The 8,436-nt window shown below is 38.3% G+C and carries 9 protein-coding genes; 5 read left to right on the forward strand and 4 right to left on the reverse strand.

What is annotated here, in order from left to right; all coding sequences use genetic code 11:
• The 5 genes from G561_RS0112690 to G561_RS14670 all read left to right on the forward strand — a co-directional run.
• Positions 1-278, forward strand: a 278-nt coding sequence (locus tag G561_RS0112690) for a transposase (protein WP_028859892.1), incomplete at its 5' end; no start/stop codon positions are given.
• Positions 279-393: 115 nt separating this feature from the next.
• Entirely contained in the window at positions 394-1,362 is a 969-nt protein-coding gene (locus G561_RS0112695) for a transporter family protein (protein ID WP_028859893.1), read from the forward strand.
• 120 nt (positions 1,363-1,482) lie between these two features.
• Positions 1,483-1,938, forward strand: coding sequence for a hypothetical protein (locus G561_RS15040; RefSeq protein WP_051584557.1), 456 nt, complete (start codon positions 1,483-1,485; stop codon positions 1,936-1,938).
• A 650-nt stretch (positions 1,939-2,588) separates the two neighbouring features.
• Entirely contained in the window at positions 2,589-3,068 is a 480-nt protein-coding gene (locus G561_RS0112710) for a DUF2059 domain-containing protein (RefSeq protein WP_028859895.1), read from the forward strand.
• 66 nt (positions 3,069-3,134) lie between these two features.
• Positions 3,135-3,818, forward strand: a complete 684-nt coding sequence (locus tag G561_RS14670; RefSeq protein WP_051584558.1) for a C39 family peptidase — start codon at positions 3,135-3,137, stop codon at positions 3,816-3,818.
• A 327-nt stretch (positions 3,819-4,145) separates the two neighbouring features.
• Here G561_RS14670 and G561_RS0112720 read toward each other — a convergent pair whose 3' ends face one another.
• From G561_RS0112720 to G561_RS0112735, 4 genes are all read right to left on the reverse strand, one after another.
• Positions 4,146-4,397 carry a hypothetical protein gene (locus tag G561_RS0112720; protein WP_028859896.1) on the reverse strand — a complete coding sequence of 84 codons (252 nt, stop codon included), beginning with the start codon at positions 4,395-4,397 and terminating at the stop codon, positions 4,146-4,148.
• A gap of 21 nt (positions 4,398-4,418) precedes the next feature.
• Positions 4,419-5,033, reverse strand: a complete 615-nt coding sequence (locus G561_RS0112725; protein ID WP_028859897.1) for a hemerythrin domain-containing protein — start codon at positions 5,031-5,033, stop codon at positions 4,419-4,421.
• Between the two features lie 316 nt (positions 5,034-5,349).
• Positions 5,350-6,954 (reverse strand): AbgT family transporter, encoded by a 1,605-nt coding sequence (locus tag G561_RS0112730; RefSeq protein WP_028859898.1) that lies wholly within the window; start codon positions 6,952-6,954, stop codon positions 5,350-5,352.
• 413 nt (positions 6,955-7,367) lie between these two features.
• Positions 7,368-8,087: a hypothetical protein gene (locus G561_RS0112735; RefSeq protein ID WP_037032483.1), complete on the reverse strand. Its 720-nt coding sequence runs from the start codon at positions 8,085-8,087 to the stop codon at positions 7,368-7,370.
• Positions 8,088-8,436: the final 349 nt, after the last annotated feature.

Raw genomic sequence — 8,436 nt, forward strand, 5'->3', positions numbered from 1 at the left:
CATCAAAGGGTATTGATTTGCAAACACCGCTAAGACGCAATATGACAGATAATAGACCTAAGTCTGATGTTAATCGATTGATGCGTTATCGACGTAATATTGAGACTGTTATTGGTCAATTGTCTGACTGCTTTAATATACAGAAAGTACGTGCTAGAGATTTATGGCATTTGTCTCATCGTTTAACGCGTAAGATTCTGGCGCATAATTTCTGTTTTCTTTTAAAAAAAAAACTTGGTAACCCGCCTCCTCAGTTTGAATTGCTAATAAAGTGTTGAGAGTGGGGTATTAATAACATTATTGTAAACGATAATTACTATCATTTACACAATATATTTGAATTCTAATATGTGAGTCTAATAAACATGATTTTATTTAAACATTGGATATAAAATGGCTCAGCACCCCAAATTTGTTATTCATCTTATTTTGCTTAACACGGCAGGTTTGCTGACTGTGCCTTACAGTCATGCAGACTTACCCCTTACTATTGAGAGCCTAACCACTGATAAAGGAAGATTTAAGCTAGATACAACTGTGAGCTATTTTAATCAAAATAGTTCCAATTTATTATCTCAAGGCTCAACCAATATTGATCTGGGTGATGGCCGCAGCATCACTATTCCTAATATTCCGACAGAAGGAAAAGTAAATACTGATAATTTAATTGGAACACTTGGGTTGCGTTATGGCATAACTGAAGACTGGGAAGTGGGTGTAAAGGCAAATGCTTTAACTTTGGAACAGAGACTTGACCACGACGGCAAGGTAACGACTCAAAGTGATGATAGGTTTCAAGATATCTCATTAACCACTCAATATCAGTTGACTAAAAACCATAATAGCTTACCTGATAGTTTAGTTTTTACCGAATTATCTGTTTATGATAATACGCAAGGGCTTAAGTCAGACTATCTAACTTCTGCTCTTGTAGGTAGTACCATTTATACTGTCAATGATCCGATAGCACTTAGCTTAACAGGCACTTATCAATATAACGGCAATCGGGATTTTAAAGAGTCGATAGGTAAAGTTGATATTGGTGATGTGTTTTCATTAAATGGTTCGGTAGGGTTCGCAGTTAATCCTGATATCACGTTAAATACAGGTGTTAGCTGGCGTATGGTAAAAGGGGATAAGTTTGATAACACTGATATCTCTAGTGCTAAATATACCCAAACGAGTTTAAATTTAGGGTTGGCTTATGCGTTAAATGAAAGAAGTAATCTAACTGCTAATTTGCGTACAGCAGTATCAGGTGATTCAGGCAGTACTTTGTCACTAGGTATGACCACTAAGCTAGGTAAGTTGCCACCCCCTATTTCAGAGCAGTATCGAAAACATAAACAACAGACTCAATAAATTTTAGCTTTATTCAAATTCTGGCAGATGGACTAACTATCCATCTTAAAATTAAACCAGTTGTCCCGCCAGTGTATAAGGGCAACAGTCATTGAAAACTTAAATCATAAGGAAAGTGTAATGAAAAAACTAACTAAAATCGCTACTGCAACAACACTTGGTTTGGGCTTAAGTGTGTCAGCAATGGCTTCAGAAAATATTCAAACTACCTCAAATCTGACAGTTAAGCCATCTGCTGATTTAAGCTATGCGTTTGATGATAATCAAGACCTTCAGGTTATGGCTATGACTAATCAAGAAATGGAAGAGACCGAGGGGGCTTGGGTCCCTAACGCCATAGGTGGAATTGCAGGAGGGCTTGGTGGTCATTTTGGGTATATGAGCGGATCTATAGCTAGTGGAAAATACAGTGTAGGTGGGCATTTGGCATCTATAGGTGCGGGAGCTGTAGGAGGTGCAGTTAGCCCTGTTACTGGACTAAACTCTGCAGTGGCTGCATTTGGCGTTGCTGGTGCTACGACTGGAGCAACAACATACATTGGGAACAAATCTAGTACTGCGAATATTGGAAGATAATATTTAAAATAGTTTATAACTCCGCCTGACTGCAATATATCGTTGTGGTCAGGTCAGAACTCAAAAAAGCAACTTATCTTTCGTGCAACTTCTTATAAGCTGTTTATTAAAAATAATATTATTTTACAAGCTAAACCTCTAATTCTTATAAAATTAGAGGTTAAGAAATAAGGATTCATATTTAAGTATAGGTTATATATTTATGCTAGTAAATTTTGTATTTATTTTAATTGGGTGCATTGCTTTATCTTTAAGTAATTATATAAACAATATTGGAGCTAACATCGTTATTAAAATAATTGGTGTTATATTTTTTTGTATATACTTGGTAAGAATCCTACCTGCACCTTCTGCAAAAAACGTAATAATTTACATTTTGTTTTCGATTTTTGCAGCTTTATCTTCATGGTATGTAATAAAAAAAATTTTAAAATAAAATGAAGCTTACTAGTCTGTTATGCATCTAAAAAATAAGATGGGTGAAAAAGAAGCCTGTGATAACGCTTTGAGACTAATCAACAATAAAGAGTATGTACAATCTTCTTTGAGTACAAGTTCTAATTTGAGCTACGATATTCTTTATAAACCATAAATCCTTTAAAATAAAAAGCTCATTGCTATCTGATATATGAACTTAAGAAGGAGTAAAAATGTCATTATTAACCAAAACTTGCCAATATTTATTCTTATCAGCCACGCTTGTTGTATCTGGCTTATCCATCACTCAAGTAAGTCATGCTGCCGTAGCTTTTCAAGCACAAGACAGCCAAAAAGTTGCACTTGCTCGCAAACTTATTAATATGGATGGCTCTAAACAAGGTTTTAAACAAGCCAATAAATTTATTATTGAATCTATGCGTAGTAATATGATTGATATGCCTGATGAGTTTCTTGACAAACTATCGAAAAAAATGGATAGCTATGACTATGAAGCTCAACTAGCCTCTACTTATGCGCAAGTATTATCCACTGATGAGTTAAATGCTTTGATTGAGTTATACAACTCACCGACAGGCAAATCATTAGCTAATAAGATGGGACTATTAACAGAACGTATTGCCTTACAACAAAGTCAAATTTCTGAACAGATGATTCAACAAACTTTAGCTGAAATGGGTATGCTGGATTAATCTATAACTTTAATTTAAATCCTTTTTTGAATGTGTCATTAGTTTTACGTTAGATGGGCATTATTTATGATTAATTATTTAAATAATGATAAGAAAATACCACAAGTAGTGCCTTTCTTTTTAGCGCTTGCAGTACCTATTAGTTCTCCTGCTTCACCTATGGTCTTAAATACTAGCGCTGGTACAGTGTCTGATATCCACATCACAACTTGGAAACAAATGCGTGATGCTCAAGTTGTTAAACAAGATTTAGATTATTCTTGCGGAGCATCATCATTATCAACTGTATTAACCTACTTTTATAACACGCCGACTTCTGAGCAACAGATTTTAGAAGATATGCAGCTAACAGAGATGATGGCATCTTTTCAAGATCTAGCAGAGGTTAGTCAAAAATATGGCTTTACCGCCAAAGGTATAGCAACCAATTACGACTCATTAAAAAAATTAAAAATACCTGCCATTGTCTATGTAAATCATAAACGTAGTGATCACTTTAGCGTTGTTAAATCCATTAATGATACTCATATTGTATTAGCAGATTCGAGTTGGGGTAATCGCACTTTAACTCGTAAGCAATTTGAAGATATGTGGCACACTCGTGCAGATAACAATTTAAAAGGTAGCGTATTACTGATACTACCGACTATTAACAATCAGAAACTTAATACCAATACTGGCTTCATGCAAGTAGAGAGAACACAGCAATTATTAAGACAAAGTCCTGAGTTATTCCGTCCGTTTATGTAAGCAGATCGTATTACTCCTTAAAAAAACCACTTAATTATACAGAAACTGAAAAACTGCCTTATAGCAAGCTTCCTTCTGAATCCAGCTAATCACGATAAGAACAATATCGATTGTTGTACCCATTAGCTAAGTTTTAAAAATAATATCAAGCTCATATCATAGAATTGAAAGGTAAGTCTATGAGAAAAGTGGTAGATACTTTTGATGGATAGTATTAAAGAGCTTTTTACTCTGAAACTAACGTGGTCACGGATGGTAATAATGCCTGGTTACGTCTTTCGCTATTTGGTGGTCAATTTTGATAAGACTAGGTGAGTATGTGGGAGGTTATTTTGCAGCAACCAACCACGTACCAAACCTATAAAATAACGCAGCAACTAACAGTATTATTAATACGGTGATAACATAAACCACGCTATCAGGAAAAGGACTTAACCAGCCAATACTGAATGCTAGGTTTTGAAACCCCTCTACCGGCCACTTCGCTAATGAAGTCTGATTGCCAGAGTTGAATACCGCTAACAATAAAAACACTGCAACAATGGCACATAGGCTGCCTACTAATGTTTTCTTATTCACTTTGTGATCTCTATTTATTATTTATTGACGTAACGCTAATATAGGCACCACCAAGTCCTCTTCATCAGTCAAATGCTGCGATAAAAAGTCAGTCCCAGTAATTAAATTAGCATGCAAACGGTCTGCCAAAGCCTTATCTTCACTCTGCGCTTTTGCTAGCTCATCATTTAAGCTTTGCATCTCATCTAGCAAAGCATTAAGCCTCACATGATCTCGCTCTAGTATCTCAAATCCCGCCTTTAACTGCGGGTATAAGCTAACAAACTCTGGGAAAAACCCATGGTCTTCAACACTATGATGCTGGTGTAGTTTCAGCACATGCATACTAATACGCTGCAGGATTTGGGTCCGATAATTATCCCAGTTTAAGGCTCCCATCAAGTACTCTTCACTCAACTGACGCAAGATACGTTGACGCTTACGAATATTGGTATGCACATTTAGCCAGCCTGAAGTCTTGTAAGCATAGTCAGAGGAGTACCACTGATTAGGCGGTAGCTTATCTAATAAAAACAACCAATCTGATTGTAGCCGAGTTTCAGGATGACGAGGCTTCACGGTAGCATTGGGGCTGTTATCAGTACTGCTGCCCTTCGCTGCTGATTGCTGTGCTAACTGTGAGTTATTGATGCCCATAATAGTCCCCTCTATTGTAGAGAAATAATATATCGTTAACAATTATAACTGATAATTAGTAATTATTACTAAACCAAACAAGTTTAATATTTAGCATTACTATAAGGATTTATTTTTTATAATCAACCCCTAATACAGTTATCATCAGTCAATCGTATCCGTTAACTTCACACCAACTGCCACAACTAATTTAGTTTTAGAATTAAGATTAAGCCATCAATAGCCCTTAGCTTTAACACAAAGTATTTAGTAAAAAAAAGACCCTCATGCAGGATGAGAGTCTTTTAGGCAAACCCAATTATTTTGCTATTAACGCTTAACGTGCTGGATAAAAAGTTTCTGATCCAGGGCCAACTGGCAGACCCAGAACGAAGACCCAGACACAGAATAAAACAGTCCAACCGAGTAGGAATATCATCGAATAAGGCAACATCATTGCCATAAGTGTCCCGACTCCCGTGTCTTTTTTATAGCGCATAGCAACCGCTAGAATAAGACCAAAGTAGCTCATCATTGGAGTGATGATGTTAGTCGTTGAGTCACCTATACGATAAGCAGCTTGAATCATCTCGGGTGCATAACCGGTCAACATCAACATGGGTACAAAAATAGGGGCAGTAATGGCCCACTGAGCCGAAGCTGAACCCAACATTAAGTTAACAACCGCACAAATTAAGATAAAACCAACCAGTAATAAAGGACCGGTCAAACCAATATCATTTAAGAAAGTGGCCCCCGCTACTGCCATTACTGACCCTAAATTTGACCACTTAAAGAAGGCGGTAAATTGCGCGGCAAAAAAGACCAGTACAATATAAATGCTTAGCGACTTCATAGAATCGCTCATGGCATCAACCACATCTTGGTTATTCTTGATGCTACCGGTAATTTTACCGTAGATATAACCGGGTAAAGCGAAGAACACAAAGATGAAGACCACAATGCCATTTAAGAAAGGTGAGCCTGATACCAGACCTGTCTCTGGGTGACGTAAAATACCGTCTGCAGGAACGATGGTCCATGCCAATAATCCACAGAATATTAGCATGCTAATACCAGCCCAGATAAGGCCTTTTTTCTCAGTGGCTGTGACTTTCTCAATTTGACTGTCTAACACAGAGGCATCCTCTGCATCATTGGGATTATATTTCCCTAAACTTGGCTCAACAATCTTTTCGGTGACGAAGTAACCTAGGCCACTAATTAGAAAAGTACTGGCTATCATAAAGTACCAGTTCGCTTCGGCACCCACCACATAAGCCGGATCAATAATGCGGGCAGCCTCTTGAGTAATCCCCGATAATAGCGGATCAACTGTACCCAATAGTAAGTTGGCACTATAGCCCCCTGAAACCCCAGCAAAGGCAGCAGCCAAACCTGCCAGCGGATGACGTCCTAAGGAGTGGAATATCATCGCAGCTAATGGAATCAATACCACATAACCAAGCTCAGAGGCGGTGTTAGACATGATACCCGCAAAAACAACGGTTAACGTCACCATCTTCTTCGGAGCATTCATCACAAGACCACGCATGGCCGCTGAAATCATACCTGAGTATTCAGCAATCCCCACACCCAATAACGCCACCAAAACAGTACCCAAAGGCACAAATCCAGTGAAGTTGGTTACTAAGTTTTCAACTATACGGGCCAGACCTTCCCCATTTAATAGGTTGACCACATATATCATACCGTCTGCAGAACGATCAGCCGTGTCCACGGGTCTAGGGTCAATAACGGAAACCCCAAAATAAGACAATATGGCTGATAAGATTAATAAAAACACCGACATCCAAACAAATAGAATGACTGGATGAGGTAATAAGTTACCTAGCCACTCTACCCCTTTCAAAAATCGCTGCATGCGCGAGCTGTTAGCGCTCGACTCAAAATTAGAGTTTGGTGAACCACTTCCTTGCATGGGTTATTACTCCTATTCAAAAATCGGTAAAATTTACATAGAATTTTGCTCATGTGACTTACAGTCACGCCAGGGGTTAAATTCAAAAACTTAAAATTTGAAAGCGGCGATTGAAACACATTTACCCATTGGAAACAAATACTTTCAGTTCACAAAAAAAATAGTTTTCAGTAACCCTTTGATAAATAAAGATTTCAGAAAAATAATCTCTTAGCCTATACGCTTTTTGGCGTAAAACTACTGTGCTTTACACTTAATATTTTTACTCATACATGCTAGGCACAGCTTTGAATAGGACAATCTGATTTACTCTATTGAATAGAAAAAAGCCCCTCATTGAAATCCTGAGAGGCTTTTGGGTGGGCTATAAGCCACATATGGTTAATATAAATATAGGCTTAATAAATATAGACTTAATCTGAGGTAGATGCCATTTGTGACCAAATCTCTGAGAACCTTTGCTCTAACTCAGCCCGCATCTCAAGCGTGAGCTTGGTACACAAATGACGCAAACCATGTACTGGCACCCCGGCTACTTGCGTATAGGCGTAGTAATTCTCCATCTTGCCCATCAATGGTAGTTTTTGGATGGTTATCTCGCTACCATCGCCATATTGCTCTAAAAACCGATCGAATGCTCGCCAGCCCATACATATAATATGTTTTGGCTGAATCTGTTCGATATCAAGTCGAGTCAGTGCTTGATGTTCCTGTTGCATTTCAGCCGGTAACTCTGATAGCTGTGCATGCAATACCTCCTCTTTAGGGGCCGCAAAATAGGATACAAAGCTGGTCTCAGCACAGTGTTTTAGGCGTTCTATATCACCGCCACAAACCACCTCCACAATGCGATTGGCATAGCGACTGCCTCGCTCAATATCCTTGATGTATTTGCAAGGAACAACCTCAAAGTCTTTGACCACTGCTTGAGCACGACGAGCCTCAATATCACCCCAATCCTCTCGATTACTGTGGCCAGGATTAATGCTAACAAAGAGCATATCTGGATGCTGAACTTGTCCGGTAATAAAGTGACCGGTATAGCACAGCGGGTCATTGCCCAGTATCAGATTGGCCCGTGACACAAACTCATTGATTCGCTGTTGTTTATCTACAAAATAGTCAATTGTCATCCATAATCCTTATTGCCTTACGTAGCTTTATACCTTATCAGGCTTGCTTCTCACTAACGCTTATCTTCTTATACTCTTAAGTTAAAGGCCTTTAACCTACTTAGCATCTAACTAATTCTGTTACCTAATTTTGTATTTAACTAATTCTATATTTAACTAAGTCGGCATCTAACTAAATCAGCATCTCACCAACGACACCCAACAAGAACCCCAAGGTTGCCCCTAGAGAAGTATAGTGGTTATTGATAAGTACGCTTTGAACCGCCCCGGGATTGTCGGAGACTCAATTTTCTGAGAGAATACGACAATGAAAACACGAAACTATACCCCTGAAATGAAAGAGCGAGCC

This window comes from Psychrobacter phenylpyruvicus DSM 7000 = NBRC 102152 (assembly GCF_000685805.1).
Lineage (GTDB): Bacteria > Pseudomonadota > Gammaproteobacteria > Pseudomonadales > Moraxellaceae > Psychrobacter > Psychrobacter phenylpyruvicus.

Bases quoted from the DNA above. Each gene is read 5' to 3' on its own strand.
- G561_RS0112695 (WP_028859893.1), top strand. From the start codon at position 394: ATGGCTCAGCACCCCAAATTTGTTATTCATCTTATTTTGCTTAACACG.
- G561_RS15040 (WP_051584557.1), top strand. From the start codon at position 1,483: ATGAAAAAACTAACTAAAATCGCTACTGCAACAACACTTGGTTTGGGC.
- G561_RS0112710 (WP_028859895.1), top strand. From the start codon at position 2,589: ATGTCATTATTAACCAAAACTTGCCAATATTTATTCTTATCAGCCACG.
- G561_RS14670 (WP_051584558.1), top strand. From the start codon at position 3,135: ATGATTAATTATTTAAATAATGATAAGAAAATACCACAAGTAGTGCCT.
- G561_RS0112725 (WP_028859897.1), bottom strand. From the start codon at position 5,033: ATGGGCATCAATAACTCACAGTTAGCACAGCAATCAGCAGCGAAGGGC.
- G561_RS0112730 (WP_028859898.1), bottom strand. From the start codon at position 6,954: ATGCAAGGAAGTGGTTCACCAAACTCTAATTTTGAGTCGAGCGCTAAC.
- G561_RS0112735 (WP_037032483.1), bottom strand. From the start codon at position 8,087: ATGACAATTGACTATTTTGTAGATAAACAACAGCGAATCAATGAGTTT.